Genomic DNA, 21,735 nt, shown 5'->3' with positions numbered 1-21,735 from the left:
GCGTTGACCCATTCGGTTGGCCCCCACCCCCGGCCCTTCAAACGAGTCACGTGCCTCGTTTGAACCTAAAGGGGAGGGGAGATAAGAAATATTCTTTGTTTTCTTGCCTTTCCGCGCCATGAGAAGCCAGAGAATGGGAATGGGATTTCGGGGGGATCGGATGCGCGCCTTTGGCTGCTTTGCTTTGGCGGCGCTGTTGTTCGCGGCCCTCCCCGCGCAGGCGGAGCCGGATGCGGCGGTCGCTGGCGCTTCGGAACTGCGCTATCCCGCCGCCCGGCGGATCGATCTGGTCGAGGATCATTTCGGGGTCAAAGTCACCGATCCCTATCGCTGGCTGGAAAACGACCTGCGCGGCGATCCCGCCGTGCGCGACTGGGTGGCGCAGGAAAATGCCCTCACCCGCCGCTTCATCGATGGCCTGCCGGGGCGCGACATCCTCAAGCGGCGCATGCAGGCGCTGTTCGCCCATGGCCGCTACACCATCCCGCGCAAGGCCGGGGGGCGCTATTTCTACGGCTATAACAAGGGGCTTCAGAACCAGACGCCGCTCTATGTGCGCGAAGGGCTGACCGGGCGGCAGCGGCTGCTGATCGATCCCAATGACTGGGCGGAGGACGGGTCGGACGCGCTGGCGGAATGGGCGCCCTCCCCCGACGGCCGTTTCCTGCTCTATGCCGTGCAGGAGGCCGGGAGCGACTGGCGCACGCTGAAGATATTGGACGTGGCGACGGCCCGGCCGCTGGAAGACGTGGTGCAATGGGTGAAATTTTCCCAGCTCGCCTGGGACGGGCGGGGTCAGGGCTTCTTCTATTCCCGCTTCGCCGCGCCGCAGGACGGGGCTGACCCGCGATCCTCCACCGTGGGGCAGCAGCTTTTCTATCATCGGCTGGGCACGGCGCAGGCGCAGGACCAGCTTATCTACGCCACGCCGGACCAGCCGCGCCTCGGCCACACGGCGCAAGTGACGCAGGACGGGCGCTGGCTGGTCATCAGCAGCTTCCAGGGCACCGACCCGCGCCGGGAGCTGCATCTGGCCGAACTGACGGGCGGCAAGGTGAAGGTCCGGTCACTGGTCAGGGGCATGACCAACGACTGGCGGCTGATCGGCAGTCGGGGACCGACGCTCTATTTCATCACCGACCAATATGCCCCGCGCCTGCGCGTCGTCAGCATCGACGCCCGCCATCCCCGCCGCAGCGGCACGCAGGTCGTGGCGGAGCGCAGGGACACGCTGGCGGGCGGATCGCTGGTGGGGGATCGGCTGATCCTGGCCTATCTGTCCGACGCGGAGACGGTGGCGGAACTGGTCGGCCTCGACGGGCGGAAGGTCAGCGACGTTCCGCTGCCCGGCATCGGCACGGCGGCGGGCTTCGGCGGGCGCGACGGCGATCCGGAAACCTTCTTCAGCTTTTCCGGCTTCACCACGCCGTCCAGCATCTACCGCTTCGACACGGCGACGCTGCGGTATGAACTGTTCGCCCGGCCCGACCTGCCCTTCAACCCCGACGATTACGGCATAGAGCAGGTCAGCTATCCGTCGAAGGACGGCACGATGATCCCGATGACGGTGATCCGCAAGAAGGCGCTGGCGCTGTCGAAGACGCCCGCGCCGACCATCCTCTACGGCTATGGCGGCTTCAACATCGCGCTGACGCCCGGCTATTCGGCGACGCGCATGGCGTGGCTGGAGCAGGGCGGCGTCTATGCCATCGCCAATCTGCGCGGCGGCGGGGAATTCGGCAAGGCCTGGCATGATGCGGGCCGGCTGGCCAACAAGCAGAATGTGTTCGACGATTTCATCGCGGCGGGCGAATATCTGAAGGCCAACGGCTATACGGCGAGGGACGGGCTGGCCATAGAGGGGCGGTCCAATGGCGGGCTGCTGGTCGGCGCGGTGGTGAACCAGCGGCCGGACCTGTTCGCCGCCGCCCTGCCGGCGGTGGGCGTGATGGACATGCTGCGCTTCGACCGCTTCACCGCCGGGCGTTACTGGATCGACGATTATGGATCGCCCGACCGGGAGGAGGATTTCCGCCTGCTCCACGCCTATTCGCCCTATCACAACATCATGGGCGGGAAGGATTATCCGGCGATCCTCGTCACCACGGGCGATACTGACGACCGGGTGGTGCCGGCGCACAGCTTCAAATATGCGGCGGCGTTGCAGGCGGCGGAACTGGGGCCGAAGCCGCGCCTGATCCGCATCGACACCAAGGCCGGGCATGGCGCGGGCAAGCCCGTGGACAAGCTGATCGACGAATATGCCGACAGCTACGCCTTTGCCGCTTATTATGCCGGGCTGAAACTGGACGCGGCGCCGAAATAGCGGGACGTTCAGGCCTCCGACAGCCATAGGGGCCTAGCCACCGGCAGAATTCTGCTGAGGGACGAGGGTCATGAACGAGATGAGGTGGATGACGGGTTCGCTGATCGCGCTGGCGCTGCTGACGGGAGGCGTCGCATCGGCGCAGGCCTTCCAGCCGCGGAACGGCGCGCCGCAGGAGCAGGACGACCTGTCGGACGAGGCGCAGCCGCCCGCCGATGACCCCGGCCCGCCGCAGGCGGACGACGACTTCTCCGACGTGGTGGCGGCGGACCAGGAACGTGGCGGCGCGGCCGCGCCCTCCGAGCGCTACGGCTCCCAGGACGATCCTGCAGGCGCAGCCCCCGCCGACCGGGAAAGCGAGGATGCGATCACCTACTGCGCGCTCGCCGCCCGCGACGAGGCCGAGCGCGACGGCGGCTATGCCGAGGTGCGCCAGGTGCAGGAACCCCGCGAGACCCGCAACGGCTATGACGTGGAGGGCGATGTGGAGATTCGGTCCGGCTGGCGGACGCAGGACGGCCGTTCGCGCCACTTCACCTGTTCGGTGCAGAATGGCCGGATCGCGGACCTTTATTTCCGGCGGGATCGCGCCGCCCGATAAGCGAGCCCGGTTCACCGCAGCGCGGCCACGCTTTGCCCTATCCCGTTTTACGTCAATATATTAGCATCGACGCGAATCAGGGGGAGTCAGGGGTGGCCGCGTTCCTTTTCGCGACCGAGAACATCGTTTTCGTCTCGGCGATCGTGCTGATCGGACAGCATCTGCTGCCCATTTTCGTTGGCCATGCCGCCGCCGTTGATCGCCACCCAGCCGCCCTGATCGGGGGGGACGGGCGCAAGGCCCCGTCCCAGGCCTGATGGGGCGAGGGCCGGTCCATGCGCGGATATGATGCTTCCCGCCTCATGCTGGCCATCGGCCTGGCGGCGCAGGCGGGGTTCATCGATGCGCTGGGGTTCCTGAAGCTCGGCGGGCTTTTCGTTTCCTTCATGAGCGGCAATTCGACGCGGCTGGGCGTAGGGCTGGCCAGCGGCGCGGCGGTCGCGGGAATGGCGGCGGGATTGATCGGGGCCTTTGTCGGCGGCGTGCTGGCGGGCGCGCTGGTCGCGCGCCGGGCGGGGCGCTGGCGCAAGCAGGCGGTGCTGGGCCTTTCGACCGCGCTGCTGGTCTGCGCCGCGCTGCTGGCCCTGCCGGACGGGCCGGGCATGGGGCTGACGCTGCTGATGACGGCGGCGATGGGCGCGGTGAACAACGTCTTCCAGCGCGATGGCGAGGTCAGCATCGGCGTCACCTACATGACCGGCGCGCTGGTGAAGCTGGGGCAGCAACTGGCGGTGGCGCTGAGCGGCGGGCCGCGATGGAACTGGCTGCCCTATCTGCTGCTGTGGCTGGGGCTGGTGGCGGGCGCTGTGGCGGGGGGCGGCCTCTTTGCGCTGATGGGCCTGCATGCGCTGTGGGTCGCCGTGGCCTTTTCCGGGCTGTTGCTGCTGTGGAGCGGCCGCCTGGGACCGCTGGACAAGGGACGTCAAGCGCTCTAACCGGGCGCGAATCCCTTCCTCTGGACTTATAAAGGCGATTCGATGACGCTGCCCCTTCAGGATTCCATCCTCATCGTGGATTTCGGCAGCCAGGTGACGCAGCTCATCGCCCGCCGCGTGCGCGAGGCGGGCGTCTATTCCGAGATCGCGCCCTTCAACAACGCCGCCGAAGCCTTCGAGCGGCTGAAGCCCAAGGGCATCATCCTGTCCGGCGGTCCCTCCTCCGTCATGTGGGAGGACAGCCCCCGCGCCCCGCAGCATTTCTTCGACGCGGGCGTGCCCGTGCTGGGCATATGCTATGGCCAGCAGACGATGATGCAGCAGTTGGGCGGCAATGTCGAAGGCGGCGAGAGCGGCGAGTTCGGCCGCGCCTTCATCGAGGTGAAGAAGGGTTGCGCGCTGTTCGACGGGCTGTGGTCCGAGGGCGAAAAGCATCAGGTGTGGATGAGCCATGGCGACAAGGTGACGCGGCTTGCCCCCGGTTTCGAGGTGGTGGCGGTCAGCGAGGGCGCGCCCTATGCGATCACCGCCAATGAGGAAAAGCGTTTCTACGCGACGCAATTCCATCCCGAAGTCGTGCATACGCCGGACGGCGCGAAGCTGCTCGCCAATTTCGTGCGGCATGTCTGCGGCCTCAAGGGCGACTGGACCATGGCGGAGTTCCGCGCCACCAAGATCGCCGACATCCGGGCGCAGGTGGGCGAGGGCCGGGTGATTTGCGGGCTGTCGGGCGGGGTCGACAGCGCGGTCGCCGCCGTGCTGATCCATGAAGCCATTGGCGACCAGTTGACCTGCGTGTTCGTCGACCATGGGCTGATGCGGCTGGGCGAGGCGGAGCAGGTCGTCAGCCTGTTCCGCGAGCATTATGGCATCAAGCTGGTCCATGTGAACGCCGAGGAGCGCTTCCTGGGCGGGCTGGCGGGGCTGACCGATCCGGAGAAGAAGCGCAAGTTCATCGGCGGCGAGTTCATTGCCGTGTTCGAGGAGGAAGCGAAGAAGATCGGCGGGGCGGACTTCCTGGCGCAGGGGACGCTCTATCCGGACGTGATCGAGTCGGTGAGCTTTACCGGCGGGCCTTCGGTGACGATCAAGTCGCACCATAATGTCGGCGGCCTGCCCGAACGCATGAACATGAAGCTGGTCGAACCGCTGCGCGAACTGTTCAAGGACGAGGTGCGCGTGCTGGGCCGGGAACTGGGCCTGCCGGAGATTTTCGTCGGGCGGCATCCCTTCCCCGGTCCAGGCCTGGCGATCCGCATTCCGGGCGAGGTGAGCAAGGAGCGGTGCGACATATTGCGCAAGGCCGACGCCGTCTATCTGGAGGAAATCCGGAACGCCGGGCTGTACGACGCGATCTGGCAGGCCTTCGCGGTGCTGCTGCCGGTGCGGACGGTGGGGGTGATGGGCGACTATCGCACCTATGACAGCGTCTGCGCGCTGCGGGCGGTGACCTCCACCGACGGAATGACGGCGGACATCTACCCGTTCGACGCCGCCTTCCTGAGCCGGGTGGCGACGCGGATCATCAATGAGGTGAAGGGCATCAACCGGGTGGTCTATGACTATACGTCGAAGCCGCCGGGCACGATCGAGTGGGAATGATTTTTACCCATCCGGTGGTATCCGTCTGTACGCCATGGCGCTACCTAACTCGCTGAATAATATCAATAAATACTGCGTCGTCTATCATCATCTATCGAGCAGCAGTGCCTCGGCTTGACGGTATAGCGGACGGCATAGGGAAACTTGTTCGATGCCGGATTTCTCTATACCGTCACAGCTAAGAGAGCTGCTGACGGTATAGTTTTTGGCCGTAAATAGCTAGAAACACGAGGGAAAAGCGCGTTCAGCGTCCCCTGTTTCGGCCTGACGGTATAATTGGCGCCTCTCTGCTGTTTTTGAACAGAATTGGAGGCATCAATGCTTACTGACACAGCAATTAAGGCACTGAAACCACAGAAGAAATTGTACAAGGTAAGCGACCGTGACGGTATGTACGTCGTGGTCCAGCCATCAGGTGCGATCGTGTTCCGGTACGACTATCGACTCAACGGCCGGCGCGAGACGCTGACGCTCGGTCGATACGGCCCTGACGGCCTCTCGCTTGCCAGGGCGCGCGAGAAGCTGATCGATGCGAAGCGGACCATTTCAGAGGGACGGTCGCCTGCTCAAGAGAAGCAGCATGACAAGCGTCGACTGAAAGAGGCGAAGCGGTTCGGCGAGTTCGGCGAAAAGTGGTTCCAAGAGTCGCGTATGGCCGATAGCACGCGGGCTATGCGGCGCTCCATCTACGAGCGCGACATCCTGCCGATATTCCGAAACAGGCTCCTGACGGAGATCACGCCCGACGATCTCCGTATGATGTGTGGGAAGGTGAAGGATCGCGGCGCTCCGGCTACGGCCGTCCATGTGCGCGATATCGTGAAGCTGATCTTTGCATTCGCGGTCTTGCATGGTGAGAAGGTCGCCAACCCGGCGGATGAAGTTGGGCCCGCGTCCATCGCGACCTTCGTACCAAAGGATCGGTCGCTATCACCGGCGGAGATCCGCGTCATGCTCGGTCAGCTTGAGCATGTGCCGACGCTGCCGACCATACGGTTGGGAATGAAACTCTTCCTCTTGACGATGGTCAGGAAGAGCGAGCTCCAGGATGCCACTTGGGATGAGGTCGATTTCGAGAACGCCGTCTGGTCGATACCCAAGGAAAGAATGAAGCGGTCGAAGGCACACAACGTCTACCTGTCACAGCAGGCCGTCGACATCTTCATCGCGCTGAAAACCTGCGCGGGCAATTCGCGCTATGTCCTCCCGTCGAGATATGACGCTGACGCGCCGATGTCGCGGGCGACGTTCAATCGGATTACGACTGCGGTGGTTGTTAGGGCGAAGAAGGAGGGGCTGCCACTCGAACCCTTCACTGTTCACGATCTTCGACGCACCGGCTCGACCTTATTGAATGAGCTCGGTTTCAACAGTGACTGGATCGAGAAATGCCTGGCGCATGAGGACGGACGGTCCTCGCGCGGTGTCTACAACAAGGCGGAGTATGAGCATCAACGCCGGCACATGATGCAGGAGTGGTCCAATCTGGTAGACGCATGGGTCGTGGGTCGGAAGTATGTGCCGACCTTACTCCCGGCCACGATGGAGCTGCTTGAGCTCGAGCCTAGTGTTTGACCGGCCGAGAACGACGCAATCTCACATCGGGACTGGGAGCGCGCTTAACGGTGCTAGCCCGAGAGGCATGGCGTCGAGCGTCGAGCCAGGCTTCGACCTCTGCCAAGTCCCAGACGACGCAGCGCGAGGTAAGATAGAAGCGCTGCGGGAATTCTCCTCGCTGCTCCATGTCGTAGATCGTGCTGTCGGCAAGCGGCACGATCTCTCGCAACTGCTGCCGGCGAATTGTCCTGCGGGCGACATGGGGCGCAGCACTCATACTCTATCTCCACGTTTTTACTTTTGTGAAGATAGAAGACGATAGATCGCCCACTTTGAAGCCCGCGCGTAAACGTGTGCGGTAATATCGGGGCATAGCGTACACATCGGACGGGTAGTCCCAGCGAGCAGGTGTCGCCTAAGAGCAACCCCTAAGCCTTCGCCCCTGTTTGAAAAGCCGCCGCCCGTAGAAATTTAGCCTGGTCGAACGCACGATTCACTTCATAATCCGCCGGAGCAATCCATGTCGGTTCGAGTCCGACCGCCCGCACCATCGCTCAGAACCGGCTTTAGCAGAAGGGCTGCGTAGCTCTGGACGCCACGCGACGACGGGCGTGGGCGCATGTCCGGCGGCGCCGGCTACCGTTGTCCAATCTCTTGCAGGGTCAAGGCAACCATGATGCGAGTGGAGCACAGTGCCACGCGCAGGACCGTTTTGAGCGGCGACTGCGGAAACCGACTGTCCGCTGAGGCGGGCCGAGTCAGTAGCGCGAGAAGGTCAAGCTCGTCTCGAGCTAGAGGATGGTGGTGACCTGCGACAACCGGACGTCCAAGGCACGCCTCGAAGCTTGAAAACAACGCGTCGAGGACGGGTGCGAGGACTTCGCAGGCGCATGGTGCGAGTAATCGGGCGAGGTGCGGTTGGACCAGCCGGGTTTCCCGCCGTGCTAAACACCAGCAGCGCATAGCTTTGACGAGGAAAGCACGTTTCGCAGCGATCGGGCGCTGAGTGTGGCCGACGCACACATGCATTGTATGGCCCTTCTCGCGCCCCTCCGGTCCCCGTTTGGTATCGAGCGATCTTATATCTGCTCAGGCGATGGAAAGGGTGCGACCCGAAGGCTCCGCGTCCGAGCTGGCTGTCCTATTCCGAGGTTGGGTCCAACAGCGCGGTCTCTGCCGTCTTGCTGATGTCCCTGAGATAGTCCTGGAACGCGGCAAGGCGTGAGCGGACGAACTCCGCCTGAAGATCTGCCGCCTCTTTGAAATCTCGAACCTGCATCAGGCGCGTCAGATGCTCGGTGCTCGCTGCGGCGGTCGCCTGCGAGTAGGCGATGGTTTTCGTAGTCGTTTCCACCGCCAGCTTGCTCGCTCGCACGCCGTTTGCGCGCGCGGCACTCAGGGACGACTGTCCCGACTTCATGGCCACGTCGAGGACTTGGTGCATCCGATCGAGGTTCGCGGCGGCCAGCGTCCGCGCGCCAACGTCGCTATCAGGAGGGCTGTCGTTCGCGGTCATGACTCGTCCTACGTCGCTTCGGTTTCGGCCATGTCAGTAGACCTTCAACCGACTAGAGTCAACCGAACCGTTCGGTTGACTCTAGGGCATCTCGGGGAGTAGTCGGTAGACGGCAGAAGCAGCTCAGAATGTGGGCCACAGGTCAGTTTCAATAGGAGAACTGTCCATGGATTTTGATGAGGTGAGGTCGCGGGCGTTTGCGATGCCTGTATGTAACCCGGCGTTCCCGCGCCCGCCCTATCGGTTCTACAACCGCGAATACATCGTCATCAAATACCGAACCGACCCAGAAGCGTTGCGGGAAGTGGTTCCGGCACCGCTCGAAATAGACGAGCCGGTTGTGAACTATGAGTTCATCAGGATGCCGGACTCGACTGGGTTCGGCGACTATACGGAGACCGGGCAGGTTATCCCGGTGCGCTTCAACGGCGTGCCGGGGGGCTATGTCCACTCCATGTATCTGGACGACGATGCGCCTATCGCCGGAGGGCGAGAAATCTGGGGCTTTCCGAAGAAGCTCGCCACGCCTTCAATCGCCCATGAATCGGACGTGATCGTTGGCAAGCTTCACTATGGAAGCGCGCTCTGCGCCCTGGGCACGATGGGCTACAAGCACGTCATTCTCGATCATGAACCGATCCTTGCGGCCATGCGGCAGCCCAACTTCATGCTCAAGGTGATCCCTCACGTCGATTGCACGCCGCGCATCTGTGAACTGGTGCGCTATCATCTTGAGGATATCGACCTGAAGGGCGCGTGGGGCGGCCCCGCCGCGCTCGATCTCTACCCGCACGCTCTCGCCGACGTCGCAAGGCTGCCAGTGCGCGAGATTGTCGCGGCAACCCATTTCATCGCGGATCTCACGCTGGGATTGGGTGAGGTCGTCCATGACTATCTGAAGGATGATCCGCGGGTATGATCCGGTGCCAATCGCGCACGCAGCGTCGAGACGCCGCCTCAGTCCCGGACATCCAGCGGCGACCGCGCTTTCGAGGCGAGGCCGCGCGCCGTGGCAAGTGAGAGATTCGATTTCCTGCTGCTGGGCGGCGGTTTGGCCAGCGCGACAGCGGCGGAGACGTTGCGGCGCGAGGGCGCCATTGGCACGATCGGCATCCTCTCGGCTGAGGAATTCCCGCCATATCATCGTCCCAGACTGTCGAAGCAATATCTTATCGGAACGTCGACGGACGTCGATATCCTCGTCCATCCTGTCGACTACTATCGCCAGCAGAACATAAGCCTCGTCCTCGGCGCCGAGGTGACAGCCGTCGATCCGGCGTCACGGACGGTTCGGACAGACGACGGCGACTCATTCGAGTATGGCAAACTGCTGATCGCCACGGGCGCCGCCCCGCGTCGCCTTGACGTGTCGGGCGCGGATAAGGAGGGGGTCTTCTACCTTCGGCGCAAAGTCGATTGCGACGTCGTGCGGAAAGCGGCTCAGCCAGGCCGTAAGGTGGTGGTACTCGGTGCGAGTTTCCTCGGCATGGAAATCGCGCTCTCGCTGATCGAGTTGGGCCTGGAGGTGACGATGCTCGACATCGCCACGCGGGTGTTGCCGCATCTGGAAGCGCCGGCGATCTCGACCTTCTTCCAGGGATATGCTGAAGGGAAAGGGGCGACGATCCTGCTCGACGACACGGCGGTCGAGGTGATCGGGGACGGCCACGTGGCGGGGGTCCGCACGCAAAAAGGGCGCGAAATCCCGTGCGACATGGTGATCGTCAGCGTCGGAGTCATGCCGGCCACCAGTTTTCTCGATGGTAGCGGTATTCTGCTTGAGCATGGCTTCGTCGCCGTTGACGACAGACTGCGCACGAACACCGAGGATGTCTTTGCGGCAGGCGACGTTACGTCCTTCTACGATCCAGTGTTTCGGCGTAGGCGCCATATTGAGCATTGGGACAATGCTGTTCGCCAGGGGCGCCTTGCCGCCCGGAATATGATCGGACGTCGGCTCCGGTACGATGAAGTTTCCTACTTCTATTGCGAAATGGGCGAGTTGGGCTTCGACATGCTTGGCATTCCGGAGAACGCCGAGGATTGGATCAGTCGAGGCGACCTGAAGGATGGTTCCTATGCGCTCTTTTATCTGCGCGACGACGTTCCGCAGGCCGCCTTCTCCATGGGCCGCCCGTCAAGCGAGATCCGGGTAGCCGAGGGGCTGATCCGATACCGGGTCAACCTTGAGCGATATCGGGACCAACTCGGCGATCCGGCATACCTGCTCGAAACCATTCCCGCGCAGAAGGTGCTCGTCTTGCAGGGCGGAGGCGCGCTTGGTGCGTTCGAGTGCGGCGTCGTTCACGCGCTGGAGGAAGAGCATATCTTCCCAGATATTGTCGCGGGCGTGTCGATCGGCGCGTTAAATGGCGCCATCATCGCCGGAAATCCCCGCCACTCCACCGAAGCGCTCCAATCATTCTGGAATGACCTTACAGTCGTCGCGCCGCCGTTGCCATTTGCGGAAATGCGTCGCGCCGCCGTCGGGGCTCAGATCCTGGCCTTTGGCGTGCCAAAGTTTTTCAAGCCCCGCTGGATGCCGCCCTTCGATTTCCTGGCCCCGTGGACCGGCTATTACGACACGTCGCCTATGCGGAGGCTCATTGCGCAGTATGTCGATTTCTCGAGCCTCAAGAGCAGCCCGGTCAGACTGCTGGTGGGCGCGGTCAACGTGACAACCGCGCAGTTGGAAGTCTTCGACAGCTACATCGACGATCTGACGCCGGATCATGTTCTGGCGAGCGGAAGCTTGCCGCCGGGCTTCTCCTGGACGGTGGTGGACGGCACGGCCTATTGGGATGGTGGTATCGTCAGCAACTCGCCGCTGGATCTGGTGCTCGATCGGTGCGGCCCGGACGGGAAGCGGATCTATATCGTCGATCTCTTCGCGGGCGACGCGCCGCTTCCGACCAACATGATCGAGGTTCTCGCGCGGCGCGACGAGGTCGTCTATTCCGAACGTGTGCGCAGCGATCTCCGCATTCGCGAAATGACCGACGCGTACCGCAGCATGATCAACATTATTCTGTCGGGCATCGATCAGGTCGAGCGCGCGAAGATTATGCGGCATCCCCGCTTCATTCAGTTGATGGGCGACGGCTTCACCAACGAGATCACGCGGTTCCAACGCCCTCGCAGACCGGGCGAAGCGTCATCTCGCGACTATGACTTCTCGGACGAATCGATCCGACGGCTGCAAGCCGAAGGCTATGATTTAGTAAAGCAGACGCTGGTCAAAACCAGCAAGGCGGGCGTGTCAGCCACGCCCAAAGCCAGTTCCGCGCTCGAAGAAATCAAGCACGCCGAAGCGGCAGCAGGCACGGCAGCCGGCCGATCGCTCTCGGGCGCCGACGCGGTTCTCCAGACGATTGCGCAGGCTGCGCCAGTTCTTGGCACCCCGCGGAAACGGAAAAGCAAAAAGGAGTCTCCATGATGCTGTCAGGCAAGGTCGCGGTCATTACAGGTGCGGCAAGCGGAATCGGCAATGACATCGCGCTCGAGTTCGTGCGCCACGGGGCGAAGGTCGTGATCGCCGATCTCCAGCTCGAGAAGGCCGAAGCTGCGGCGGCGGTGCTCGATCCCAAAGGTGAGGCAGCGATGGCCGTCGCGATGGATGTCGCCGACGAGCGCCAAGTGGAAGCTGGCGTCGAGGCCGTCATAAAGCGCTTTGGCTGCGTTGACATTCTGGTTTCGAACGCAGGAATCCAGATCGTCGCACCGCTGGATGAGTTCAAATTTTCGGACTGGAAACGGCTGCTCGCGATCCATCTCGACGGCGCATTCCTGACGACGCGGGCGTGCCTCAAGCACATGTACGCCCAGGGCGGCGGCAGTGTCATTTACATGGGCTCCGTCCATTCCAAGGAAGCGTCCGTACTGAAAGCGCCCTATGTGACGGCGAAGCATGGACTCATCGGGCTGGCGAAGGTCGTTGCGAAGGAGGGCGCGGCGCACGGTGTCCGCGCGAACGTGATATGCCCCGGCTTTGTCCGCACGCCCCTAGTCGAAAAGCAGATCCCGGAGCAGGCACGGGAGCTGGGGATCAGCGAGGAAGACGTGATCAAGAAGGTGATGCTCAAGGAGACTGTGGATGGCGAGTTCACGACCGTCGAAGACGTCGCCCGCACCGCGGTGTTCCTCGCGGGGTTCCCGAGCAACGCGCTGACGGGTCAGTCCATCGTCGTCAGCCACGGTTGGTTCATGCAATAAGGTTCTTCCGATGCCTCAGCCGGTCTCCGGGTGTCGATCGCTGCACGACGCTAGCTGTGAACGCGCGAATTGCAAGAATTCCAGACAGAGACCGAGGCCGTTGAGGCTTACAGCATCGCGGTTGAACATAGCCGCGATTGCGCCATCGTGCAGAAGAAGCTGGGCGCACTCTGAACATATCCGCTCAACCTTTCTTCTCTGGGCGAATGAACTAATTGTGAAATCAAGCATTTACCTCGTCGCAGATACCGCTGCATGACTTGATGACCTCGCCTAGATAGCCTAGGCGAGGTCATCCTTGTATCGATGGCCACATGTTAACTAACTGAGGTTACTCAATTTTTCTCCAAATGATTACTTTAGTTATATGGTCGAGCTAGCTGATCGATGGTTTAGTGGCTCTGCAGGTTCGCCTGCATTGCGACCCAAACTGGCCCCGCCTTCTCTGAGGCGGGGCTTTTTGCATTTCCGGTCGATTCAATTTGACGCCGATGGATGGACCTCGCGGTGCCTCAGCGGGGGAAGCGAGGCACCGCGAGCGCGGCCGCAAGGGCCCCTCTCCAGCAAGGAGACGGGGCGAGTTTGGGTCGCACTTCTCAGATGTGTATCGTGAGCGACGCATTCAATTGCCCGAAAGCAGTAGCCGAAAAAGGAACCGAAAAGAGAGTCAGGAGTATATCGGACGCTGCTTTCAGCAGCATTGCGACGCCGCCTCAACAAGCTTCGGTCTTTTGCCCCCCCCCGCGAATAGAAGCATGTTGAGGCGGCTCATCCATTTTCGGCATCGGTGCACTGCATGAGCAGCAACCCTGTGTAGTTGTGATGACCGGATCATCTCGCATCCGATCCAACAAAGCGTGACCTGCCATTCCATCTGTCGCGCAGCCTGCAACCTGGAGCTAGCAGCACGACATTCATCGGAGCATGGCAGCTTTCCTGAGTCCCTTGCCGCTAAGCCGCCATTCGGGAATCGGCCAAAGCCGGTCGCCCAGAGGTGTTTGGCTACCGCAGAAAGAAGGCGAACAAGGGGTCACGATCGCTCGGAAGGATTGCTGCCGAAAGGCCTGTTGACGATGGCCAGGACTTCTTGGGCTGCAAAGATCCGGTTGCGACTGTAGCCGGTCCGCTCCGACAAGATGCCTGCCTCCATCAGTTGGTTAATTGCGGAAAGGGCCTGCGGTCGCGATACTCCAAGTTTCTGAGCCAGCCGCTTCATAGTGACGACGGGATAGTCGCTAAGGAGGTCCAGTGCCCGCAGTGCAGCGGAGTTCGATCGGAACTTCCTTCGCCCGCGCCACTGTTCCTTCAAGGCATTCAACCCATCCCGCGTTGCGAAGAGTTCTTCCACCGTTCCAGTTATGGCATCGGACAGATAGCCAACGAGCGGTCCCCATTCGAGCCGTTGTTGAGCGATTTTGAGGCCCGAATAATAGCCGTCGCGGTTTGCGGCGATATAGGGTGCGAGATAGAGCGGCACCTGCCCTTCCGCTGCCATCATCATCGGCAGCAAAAGGCGGCCAACACGACCGTTGCCGTCTCGGAAGGGGTGTACCGCTTCGAAATGCGCATGGGCAATCGCCATGCGGGTGATCAGGCTCTGCGTCATCGCCTGCATGCCTTCGCAGCGCATATAGGCGGCCGTATCCTCAAGGCAGGCCCCCACCTGCCCAGGTGGCGCCGGATTATAGGTCGATGTCGAAATATGACCCGTACCGCCGATCCAGACCACGATATTGCGCAGCGCCCCTGCCGAATCAGGATATTCCGGGTCGTGCTGCATCGCCTCGTGGTGGAGTTCCTGGATCATCTGCACTGTAAAGATGTCGATGCCCTCGGCTGCAGCACGAGGCAGGAGGCGATCGAGGGTCAGCGCATAGTCCCGTACCTGACGGGCGGCGTCGCGCGCGTCGTCATCCTCTTCCTCGATTGTCAGGAGTTCGTCGAGCGTGCTGTTCGTGCCTTCAATGGCCGAGCTGTCGACTGCTTCGCGACGGCTCAGCGTACGGCTGATAATATAGGGGTCCGGCAGGCTCGCCGCGAGGGCTTCGGCACGTCCGAGCATAGCGAGCGCTCGTTCATGTGCGGGCTGCGCTGATCCCAGCGGCAGGGCTGATTCTGGAGGCGGAAGCGGCACGACACCATAGTGACTGGCATGAGGTTCAGGATAACGGACAAGCCGCTCGCGAACTGCATGCGCGAGATTGTTTCTGTTCATTAACCCTTACCATAAGACCTTAAAACATAGCCATAGTAAGTTTTAATGACAAAAACCTCAATAAGAGAAGGCGTGCAATGCGCTTAATAAGGGATTCACCCGGAAACTGCCTCAATGCCGGCACCTTTCACCTCCGACATATCCGGACGCATCACGGTCTTAGCCGCCAGGGACGTCTTCATCGTTCATCACAACATCCTTCCATCGGGAAGACTCTTATAATTTCCTTTGCCCTTTTAGACCAATAGCTGATCGTCCAGATATTGCCGAGTGACAAAAAGGTCCGCGACATTGCCCCAATGGCACCTAAACGCCTCCAGAGTGCGCGGCGCGGCCTAACATATTCATCACGCGATCTGCACCAGCCTTGCTGGAGACCGCACAAACGATTGGCGACTCGCCGCCTAGCATGGGATGGGGGTGGCGCATGAACTCATGCAAGTTCGATGCATCGGCGCAATTGGACGATGCAAATTCAAGAACCCGCAAAATTCGTTCCGCGACGATCTGTCGGCTGCCAACTTCATTTCCAACCGGAGGACCGAAATCAATCTCGTCCGGCAGTTTTCTGGGCCGATGTTGGCGATCAACTCATCGAGCAAATTCCGTTTTTCGTCAGCCATTGCGTCACTCCTCCATTCGTCCAACGTGCCTCAATGTCGCTGTTCATGCAGAAGCCGATCACTGCCCGGTAATCGCGACTTCCTCCAAAATGGCCTCGGTTAGCAGGGGCGAAGATCTGACAAGCTGCTGCAGTTCGCGTATCGCACCATCTTCTAGCCCATGCGCATATTCACCGTCTGCCCAAGGACGACCAACGTGGCCGGGAGAAGGTACGAAAAAACATATCGCACCGCTGTCGTTAGTCAAAATCTGCACACCATAATGTGCGAGCCTTTCCATAAGGAGACGGGCAAGCGTCTTATGCGTTTCTGCGCTTTGTCTAAAGTTGTTCACGTTCTGTTTACTCGTTGATTCTGAACCAATATCTTCTCCACTGGATCTGAATAGGCCGCGCGACAAATTTGGACGCAGCAGAATTCTTCCAGGCCGCTGTCCAGTGCTCGACATTCCTGTCTCACACGCCCGAGAGCAAAGCGGGCATGCAAACGAAAGGGCGCGCCGAAACCGCCGCGCCCTTCCTTTGCTAGTGCGTTGTGTCAGAAGCCGAAGCTAATGCCACCCCGAACCTGGCCGATCGAGTTGTGGCCACCGAAGCCATAACCGCCGGAGAGGAACAGGTTGACGCGCTTGTTGACCGAGGCATCGACGCCCAGTTCGATCAGGCCGTTACCGTCCGGATCAACACCCTTCAGGCGGAACGCATCGCCGCCGCCCAGATACTGGACCGTGCGGTCGCTGCCGATGTTGCCCTGGAAGCTGTACTGCACCTTGGCGTAGGGACGGTAGGCGATGCCATCGGCATCACCCAGCAGGGCTCCCGCCTTGACACCCAGCACCGGCGAGAAGACCGTCTTCGATGCGTCGTCGACACGCAGGCCGATGCCCGCGCCGCCTTCTTCGGTGAAGCCGTTCATCGACCAGCGACGCAGCGCCAGCTTACCGTAGGGCGTCACAACCAGGCTGCCGCCGGCAGCGAAGTCATAGCCCAGCTCGATGCTCGCATCCAGTTGCTTGCCCTTGAAGTCGCCCTTGATCGTGCGAGCCAGCAGGGTCAGGTCACGTTCGACTTCGAACTTCGAGAAGCCGTATGCGAACTGGAAGCTGCCGTAGAAGGGGCCGAAGCCCTGGGTCGCATAGGCACCGATCGTGTAGGTGCGAACCTGCGCTTCTTCCGGCGACCCCTGAGCGGTCACATCATGCTGGCCATAGCCAAAGCCGATGCCGAAGGCACCATCGTCCTGATAGGCGACGTCGATACCGAACGCACCACCATAGCTGTTGGTCTTGATCTTCGACGCGCCCGACTTGGTGCCGCCCGTCTTGGCGAAGTTCGCCGAGGGGTTGAACCAGAGCTGGGTGCCCAGCGCCTCACCATAGCTGCGACGAGCGGCCAGGCGGTTGACGGTGGTGTTGAAGACCGCGTTCTGATCGACAGCGGCAAGCGAACCGTAGATCTCAGCCGAGGAAAGCTCGTTGAAAACCTGCGCCGCCTGTGCGCTGTTCAGGCGCCAATCAAGCCCAGCAGCGATGTTGGCGATGTCCTGAGCATTGGCGATCTCCGTCACCGTCGCAAAGCCGTTGCCGCCAGCGGCGTCGGTCTTCACCCGGGCGATGACATCGGCCAGAGCGCTGTCAAGGCCCACTGCGGCCGAAGCCGCATTGGCATTGGTCGCGCCGGTGGCGTAGCTCTTGCGGGTCGCCTCGATCGATACCGTCTTGGCCGTCGCGTCATGCTTCAGGCCGAAGGTGACGAAGGGCGAAGCGAGCGATGAAGCGGCCGTCGCCGTGACATCCCCGGTGCCGGTGTAGGTGAAGAGCGTATAGCCGTCACCCGTCGAATAGAGGCTGTCCTTCGACACCGTCACCGCGACCTTGCCGGCCAGGTTCAGGTTGCCATCCACCGAGACCGAAGACGGGGTCGAGAAGACGCCGGCATTGGTCGGAGTGGTGAAGTAAGGGACGTTCACACCACCGGTGATCGGGCCCAACACCTCAGGCGAGGAACCGGCATTGCCGACCGACAGGTTGCCGAAACGAACCAGCGAGGGGTTGACACCCACTACCGTCGTGCCGCTGGCGCTCTGGTTGTAGTTGCCCTGCTGGTGGATTTCGATGCCCTTGATCGCTTCCGGACCCGGAGTGACGATGCTGTTACCGACGGTCTGAACGAAGGTCGGTGCACGACGCCCAAGGACAAGGGTGGCATCATTATTGATGTTGCCCTTGATGCCGAACACGGCGTCGTCCGAGCCCACGACATCCAGCTGAACTTCACCCGCCTTCACGTTGAAGTTGTTGACGTCGAGCGTCCAGGCAGCCGGGGTCGCGCCTTCCGCCGGGACATATTCGGCGCCAGTGACGACGAAAGTGCCGGTGCCGGTTTTGTTCAACTCGTTGACGCCCAGCACGCGGACGCCAGTCGGGGAGAACAGACCTTCAGCTTCTTCAGGCAATTGCGCCACGGGGCTGTAGTTCGTAACTGCCGGAGCCGTCGGCTTGAACTCGCTCGCGCCTAGGAAGCCGCTGCCGTTCAGGTTGACGGTGGTGTTGGTCAGGTAAGCGCCGCTGTCATCGCGCTGGGCGTCAATGTCGCCAAGCGTGATCGAGCCGTTGTTGAGGTTGACCGTCGCATTGATGTCAGCCGTCTTGACCGCTGCCTGCCCGTTCACCGTCAGGTTGAACGTCGCCGGGTCAACCAGCGAGGCATCGAGCGGCACCAACGGAGACAGCTGCGAGGCCAGGGCCGAGGTGACCTCATCCTGCGAGATGGTGGCACCTGTCACGACGAAGCCGCGCGACACGCCATTCTGGTCGATCGTATAGGTCTGGGAGGCCAGCACCGGATCGACGCTGACGTCGGTGGTGTTGATCGTCGCGTTGACCGTTGCCGAGCCACTGAACTGCGCTTCACCAAGGGTGGTCGTACCAGCGAGAACGCCATTGTTGGTAACCGCGCCAGTGAGGCCGGCGAGTTCGACATTACCCAGGGCCACACCGCTGTTGGTGAAGCTGGCATTGCCACCGACCGGCGAAGCATTGACCGTAGCAACGATCGTGCGCGAACCGGCATCCGTCGGATTCGTGTCGGTGATCGTGATGCTCGCTTCGGAGTCCAGAGCCGAAACACTGAACAGGTTTCCGCCCGAGCCCAGCACGCCGTTGTTGACGAGCGAAGCAGAGGTCAAGCCCTCAACTTCCACGTCGCCAATGGCAGTACCATCGTTGGTGACCGAAGCCGCGCCACCCACGGAACCGAAGCTGGTCGTGGATACCTGGCTGGCGGGCGTGAAGCCGTTAGCCGCGAAAGTGGTGACGGTCTCTTCCGAGATGCTTTCGCCAAGGCTGCTGGCGAACAGATTGCCACCGCTGCTGAGATCGGCATTGCCAACAACGCTGCCTGCACCAATGGCGATCGAGGCGCCGCCGATGCCCGAAGCGTTCACATCGCCTGCGACGCTCGGCACGCCCTTGCCTTGCAGCGCGGCCGCCGTGTCGACAACAACGCTAGCCGTACCGCCCACATCTTCCGAATTCTCGCGGAAGGTTGCAGTGGTCTGAGTGCCGATGCCACCATCAAGCGTGAACTCAGAAATATTTTCGGTGCTACCGATGGTGGTGCCGGCGAAAGCGCTTACCGAACCGCCTACGGTGCCCGTGATGGTGGCGGCGGCATTGCCGAAGCTCGCACCAACCGTGGCATCGCCGTCCACTCGTCCGGCATTGGCAAGCGTCGCGTTGCCTGCATTGGCAGCGGCTGTCGAGCTGGAGAGAGTGGAGCTGACAGCCGTGCCATCACCCGCAGCGTCTGTGGTGCTGGAGCTGGAAGAGGCGAATGACTGGTCGCCCGACACGAAGCTGTTGACGAAAACATCCTGTTCGACGGTCGCCGCCGAACCAATCGTCGCCGTGGCGGAAGTCACACCGTTGACGTCGACATTCCCGCCGACCAGGCTCGTTCCCTGGAGCGTGACCGAGGCGTCGCCGCCAGCCTGGCTCTGCGTGAACTCGAAACCGCTGGTCGAGCTGGAGCCCTGGAACACGCCGGCATCATAATTGTCGGTCGTTTCCGAGCTGAACTCAAAACCGCTGGTCAGGCCCTGGCTGGTCGAGGAGACGTTCCCCGACACCTTGCCACCGTTCAGAGCGACGCTGCTGCCAGCATTGCCGAAGGAAGTGACATTACCGTTCCGGCTGGAATCGCCAGGAGCCACCGTGCCGCTGATGTTCACCGTGCTCGTGCCGCCGGTGGCGACCGTCTGCTGCGTGTTGGTGCTGCTGCTGATGACGGAACCGGTGCCTGCGGCATCGCGCGAGTCGGTGACAACCGAGACGTTTTCGCCAGTGGTCGAGAAGCCCTGGGCGGTCGAAGAGAGATCGCCATAGACCGCTCCGCTCACCGTGGCCGTGCTGTTCCCCCCGGTGAACTGGCTGACGCTGCCGTCATTACCCGTGCCGAAGTTCAGTGAGCCGTTGATGCCGGCATAGGTCCCGTCGATATCGCCGCCGACCGTCTGCTGAGAGAAGCTCGACTGTGTCGTCGTGGTCGTGCCGGAAACCGTGGTGGTCGGGCCCGTCGAAGTGAACACCGTGTCCTGGCTCACCGCGTTGGTTTGACCGAGCACCTGACCGTTGTTGGCGATGGTGATCGCGCCCTGATCCGAACCGGCAAAGACATCGCCGCTGATGCGACCGGTGCTCGCGTTCGCGATGGAGATCGCGCCTTCTGTCGTGACGGCATCAACATCGCCCGCAATGTCGCCGTTGTTGACGATACCGACGGTGCCGGTCGAGGCCGAGCCGAACACATCATCGTCGACTGCACCATCATTGGTGATCTGCACCGTGCCCGCGCCGAGACCCTGGCCGTTCAGGCTGTCGACCTGGCCCGCGACGCCGTTGGCGAGCGTGACGCTGCCGAACGCGGAGCCGTTGATGCTGCCACCAACCAGATTGTTGTTGGTGACGGAAACTGCGCCGCCGAAGTTGGAGGCGCTGATGCTGCCTGCCACTTCGCCGTTGTTGGTCGCCGTGAAGCTGTTGGACGCACTGGCCGCGCCGACACCGCCGAAGCTCAGGCCGGTCACATTGCCATCATTGTTGACGATGACCGCGCCATCGCCCTCGCCTGCAGCAAAGCCGCCCGCAACGAAATCATAACCGATATTCGCGCCGCTGATGTCCGCGCCGTTCGCGATCGTTACCGTCAGATCAGGATTGGCCGGCGTCGTAATGGCCGTGGCAATGTCGGCGTTCACGGCCGCGCCGGTCCCTGCGCCGCTCGGTACGTTCACGGTGGCGGGAGCCGCCAACGCGCCACCGGCGTTTGCGAGCAATGCCGCCGCCGGTATGGAAGCTGACAACAGCAGCATCCGGTTGAACCTCGAATTCTTATTCATTCAAAACCCCTATTGCCTGCGCTTCTCAGGTGGATTGGGTGGTGAACGACGAGCAGCAGCGCTGTACGGACGCAATCGGCCGTGCATCGATACTGTTTGGAACGCCCCCAAACACCTGCCGTTGCGCAAATGTGCGCAACATTCGCAAACACCTATTCACTGAAAGCAAACCGCGCAAATCTTTTTTGCAGCGCAATGGCGTATAAAATGACAGAACTGGTCGTATGCAAGCTTGATCCGCTGCGCAGGTGCGCCATTTTGTAAAAGTTTGCGCAAATATGCGCTTGCTTATTTGCGCTATTATTATTTGCGCCGATGCGTCGGAAGCGCATAATGATGCAGGTGCGGCGGGAGGGCGCCCGGATCAACCGGCCGCCGTCGAATGTCGCGCTAAAAAAATGCGGGCGCAAACACATGTCTTTTGTCGATGAATGGGATCAGGATAGAGCCCGCAACCTGGTTGGCTGCCTGGTCAAGGAAACCGGGTTTTCAGCAAGCCAGATTGCACGCCGTTCTGGCCTGGCGCCCTCTACCCTAACCCGGATCTATCCTAATCCTACCGTCGGCTATTCGCTATCAGACCGAAGTGTCGCCAAGCTCAAGGCCACATTCCCAGACGCATTTTCCACCTGCGAAACTGGAGCGTTGCGGCTGCCATCTCCAGTATCCGAGATCACCGCTAACAGGCCGTTGACGAAGTCGGCGGTGGCTGATTCAGTGCGGCAGTGGGATTGTCTGGCGGGTTAGCGGC

Annotated in this window: 14 protein-coding genes; 10 read left to right on the top strand and 4 right to left on the bottom strand. The window is 61.7% G+C overall.

Annotation, left to right across the window (positions count from 1 at the left end; genetic code table 11):
- The first annotated feature begins 160 nt into the window (after positions 1-160).
- From Sj15T_RS16180 to Sj15T_RS16155, 6 genes are all read left to right on the top strand, one after another.
- Complete coding sequence (locus tag Sj15T_RS16180; RefSeq protein ID WP_041386235.1) at positions 161-2,326, top strand: prolyl oligopeptidase family serine peptidase; 2,166 nt, start codon at positions 161-163, stop codon at positions 2,324-2,326.
- A 70-nt stretch (positions 2,327-2,396) separates the two neighbouring features.
- Entirely contained in the window at positions 2,397-2,927 is a 531-nt protein-coding gene (locus Sj15T_RS16175; protein WP_007686681.1) for a hypothetical protein, read from the top strand.
- 92 nt (positions 2,928-3,019) lie between these two features.
- Positions 3,020-3,184: a hypothetical protein gene (locus tag Sj15T_RS16170; RefSeq protein WP_013039133.1), complete on the top strand. Its 165-nt coding sequence runs from the start codon at positions 3,020-3,022 to the stop codon at positions 3,182-3,184.
- An 18-nt stretch (positions 3,185-3,202) separates the two neighbouring features.
- Positions 3,203-3,862, top strand: coding sequence for a YoaK family protein (locus tag Sj15T_RS16165; protein WP_013039132.1), 660 nt, complete (start codon positions 3,203-3,205; stop codon positions 3,860-3,862).
- A 42-nt stretch (positions 3,863-3,904) separates the two neighbouring features.
- Positions 3,905-5,464, top strand: a complete 1,560-nt coding sequence (gene guaA, locus Sj15T_RS16160) for a glutamine-hydrolyzing GMP synthase (protein WP_013039131.1) — start codon at positions 3,905-3,907, stop codon at positions 5,462-5,464.
- Positions 5,465-5,782: 318 nt separating this feature from the next.
- Positions 5,783-7,039 carry a tyrosine-type recombinase/integrase gene (locus Sj15T_RS16155; protein ID WP_021223132.1) on the top strand — a complete coding sequence of 419 codons (1,257 nt, stop codon included), beginning with the start codon at positions 5,783-5,785 and terminating at the stop codon, positions 7,037-7,039.
- Here the strand turns inward: Sj15T_RS16155 and Sj15T_RS16150 are convergent.
- Both Sj15T_RS16150 and Sj15T_RS16145 read right to left on the bottom strand, forming a co-directional pair.
- The gene (locus Sj15T_RS16150; protein ID WP_013039129.1) at positions 7,029-7,298 is read right to left on the bottom strand and encodes an AlpA family phage regulatory protein; all 270 of its coding nucleotides are present in this window, start codon (positions 7,296-7,298) and stop codon (positions 7,029-7,031) included. The two genes, Sj15T_RS16155 and Sj15T_RS16150, sit on opposite strands and share 11 nt — an antisense overlap.
- An 864-nt stretch (positions 7,299-8,162) precedes the next feature.
- A complete protein-coding gene (locus Sj15T_RS16145) occupies positions 8,163-8,537 on the bottom strand; it encodes a phasin family protein (RefSeq protein WP_013039127.1) in 375 nt (124 codons plus the stop codon).
- A 166-nt stretch (positions 8,538-8,703) separates the two neighbouring features.
- Here Sj15T_RS16145 and Sj15T_RS16140 point away from each other — a divergent pair, with 166 nt between their 5' ends.
- The 3 genes from Sj15T_RS16140 (at position 8,704) to Sj15T_RS16130 (ending at position 12,749) form a co-directional block, all read left to right on the top strand.
- Positions 8,704-9,456, top strand: a complete 753-nt coding sequence (locus Sj15T_RS16140) for an acetoacetate decarboxylase (protein WP_013039126.1) — start codon at positions 8,704-8,706, stop codon at positions 9,454-9,456.
- A 90-nt stretch (positions 9,457-9,546) separates the two neighbouring features.
- The gene (locus tag Sj15T_RS16135; RefSeq protein WP_013039125.1) at positions 9,547-11,973 is read left to right on the top strand and encodes an FAD-dependent oxidoreductase; all 2,427 of its coding nucleotides are present in this window, start codon (positions 9,547-9,549) and stop codon (positions 11,971-11,973) included.
- Positions 11,970-12,749, top strand: coding sequence for a 3-hydroxybutyrate dehydrogenase (locus Sj15T_RS16130; protein WP_013039124.1), 780 nt, complete (start codon positions 11,970-11,972; stop codon positions 12,747-12,749). Before Sj15T_RS16135 ends, Sj15T_RS16130 begins: the two co-directional genes overlap by 4 nt.
- Before the next feature lie 1,030 nt (positions 12,750-13,779).
- Here Sj15T_RS16130 and Sj15T_RS16125 read toward each other — a convergent pair.
- The gene (locus Sj15T_RS16125) at positions 13,780-14,964 is read right to left on the bottom strand and encodes a Fic/DOC family N-terminal domain-containing protein (RefSeq protein ID WP_028055928.1); all 1,185 of its coding nucleotides are present in this window, start codon (positions 14,962-14,964) and stop codon (positions 13,780-13,782) included.
- A gap of 1,160 nt (positions 14,965-16,124) precedes the next feature.
- Positions 16,125-20,984, bottom strand: a complete 4,860-nt coding sequence (locus Sj15T_RS16120; protein WP_193742852.1) for an autotransporter outer membrane beta-barrel domain-containing protein — start codon at positions 20,982-20,984, stop codon at positions 16,125-16,127.
- Between the two features lie 333 nt (positions 20,985-21,317).
- Here Sj15T_RS16120 and Sj15T_RS16115 point away from each other — a divergent pair, with 333 nt between their 5' ends.
- Positions 21,318-21,731 carry a hypothetical protein gene (locus Sj15T_RS16115; RefSeq protein WP_148225638.1) on the top strand — a complete coding sequence of 138 codons (414 nt, stop codon included), beginning with the start codon at positions 21,318-21,320 and terminating at the stop codon, positions 21,729-21,731.
- Positions 21,732-21,735: the final 4 nt, after the last annotated feature.

It is taken from the genome of Sphingobium sp. TA15 (assembly GCF_037101235.1).
Taxonomy (GTDB): Bacteria; Pseudomonadota; Alphaproteobacteria; order Sphingomonadales; family Sphingomonadaceae; genus Sphingobium; species Sphingobium indicum.
Note: the sequence above shows the minus strand (reverse complement) of the source record. Positions and strands in the feature narration are given on the sequence as shown.